Source organism: Rickettsia sp. TH2014 (assembly GCF_019249195.1).
GTDB lineage: Bacteria > Pseudomonadota > Alphaproteobacteria > Rickettsiales > Rickettsiaceae > Rickettsia > Rickettsia felis.
The window spans coordinates 1-1,563 of record NZ_MXAX01000244.1; the positions used below are offsets into that span (position 1 = coordinate 1).

The following is a 1,563-nucleotide window of genomic DNA, read 5'->3' on the forward strand; positions in this document are numbered from 1 at the left end:
AATAGGCATAACTGCAATATGGAGGCATGATCAAAAATATATGTTCAATTATAACTTCACGAAATAATTCTATATCTAGTAATTTAATTATTTCTTCTTGAAACTGTGGTAAATATCCATGAGAAGCTTTAAACATTAAATTACCATTGTTAAACAAAATTGTATCGTATCTCTCATCAATTAATTCTTTTTCTATATTTGTTAAATTACTTATATTTGATATTATTTTAGTATTTACTAAATTCATAAGCCCCTCTTTTTAAATGTTATTTTTAGTAATGAACAAGTGTTTGTTTTATCTTCTTTTCATATATTGATAGTACCATTTTTTCCTTTACTTATCAAGTATTTAGAATATTTTTCTGTGTATATTTTATAATAAAGTAAGATGTGTGTTTTTCTGCAACAACATTATTTGTTGTTATTTGTTTCTTGCATTCTTTTTTACTTGCAAACTTCTTTATAGCTGTGTACAATCCTTAAAACCACTTATTTACAGATATATAGCTACCAACTAAAATGTAAGACATTTTAGTTGGTAGCAGAACTTCCTGCCACATATGAAGCAATTAATTTAAAAGGTGTAATGTGATGCAAATTGTAACTGTTGATCCAAAGGACTGCACTAGATGGAAGTATGCTGATAGAGGCAACTTCGAGTTTGGTGATGTAATAGAGCTTGCAAGGGACATCAAAAAGAATGGTCAAATAGAGCCTGTACATCTTCGCTATTGCAAAAATGATTCAAAGTTTAAGTATGAGATCATAGCAGGTAGCAGAAGATGGAAAGCTTGCTTAGATGCTGAACTTCCGCTTAAAGCCGTAATTGAGGACGTCACTGACGAACACGCCGCAATCATTCAGATTAAGGAAAACCAAGGTCTTGACATATGCGACTATTCAAAAGGAATATACTATACAAGATTACTTGCGGATTTAAGTATAACGCAAGGACATCTTGCTAAGAACCTTAGCATATCAAGACAAAAACTTGTTAACTACTTGTATTTCGCTAAGATACCTAAAGAAATATGGGATGCTGTCGGTAATGTCACTAAAGTGACATCAAGAACAGCAAGCTCTATTTTTGCACTATCTCAAAAAGGTAGTCAATATATTGAAGCTCTAATAGAATGTGCTGATGATATTAGAAAAGGAATCGGTGCCTACTCTCTCGAAAAACTAGTACTTTCTAAAGTTAAGAATGATGCTACGATATTACCCCACTGTCCTCTCACTCTTGCTGATGGAACAGTTGTAGGTATTTGGAAAAATGGCGGATTCAAACTAAACAAAGATCTTAATCTCAACAAAGAAAAGTTCTTAAAACATATTCTGAAATTCTTTTGATTTGAAGAGCATTAATTAAAATGACAGTTTCTTATTGGACTAAAGATCATAAATATTATAGATTAACTACTCAAGCTAATTTATTTGGTACTACTGATCTTATATGTAGCTGGGGTTCTTTGTACTCTAATAAAGGTAATTATGAAGTTATCCACTGTAACTCCCAACATGATATGGATAAGAATATTAAACGTATCGCTAGGATAAGGAAAT

1 protein-coding gene and 2 pseudogenes are annotated in these 1,563 nt (G+C 31.2%); 2 read left to right on the plus strand and 1 reads right to left on the minus strand.

The annotated features are described in order from the left end of the window. Positions 1 to 247 (minus strand): annotated as a pseudogene (locus tag KYQ89_RS04990) (hypothetical protein); the annotation flags it as partial. 344 nt (positions 248 to 591) lie between these two features. On the opposite strand from KYQ89_RS04990, the gene KYQ89_RS04995 reads away from it, so the two are divergent. Next, the gene (locus tag KYQ89_RS04995) at positions 592 to 1,350 is read left to right on the plus strand and encodes a ParB/RepB/Spo0J family partition protein (RefSeq protein WP_218460664.1); all 759 of its coding nucleotides are present in this window, start codon (positions 592 to 594) and stop codon (positions 1,348 to 1,350) included. A gap of 20 nt (positions 1,351 to 1,370) precedes the next feature. Then, a pseudogene (locus KYQ89_RS05000) lies at positions 1,371 to 1,563 on the plus strand (DNA polymerase III subunit epsilon); the annotation flags it as partial.

Bases quoted from the DNA above. Each gene is read 5' to 3' on its own strand.
- KYQ89_RS04995 (WP_218460664.1), top strand. From the start codon at position 592: ATGCAAATTGTAACTGTTGATCCAAAGGACTGCACTAGATGGAAGTAT.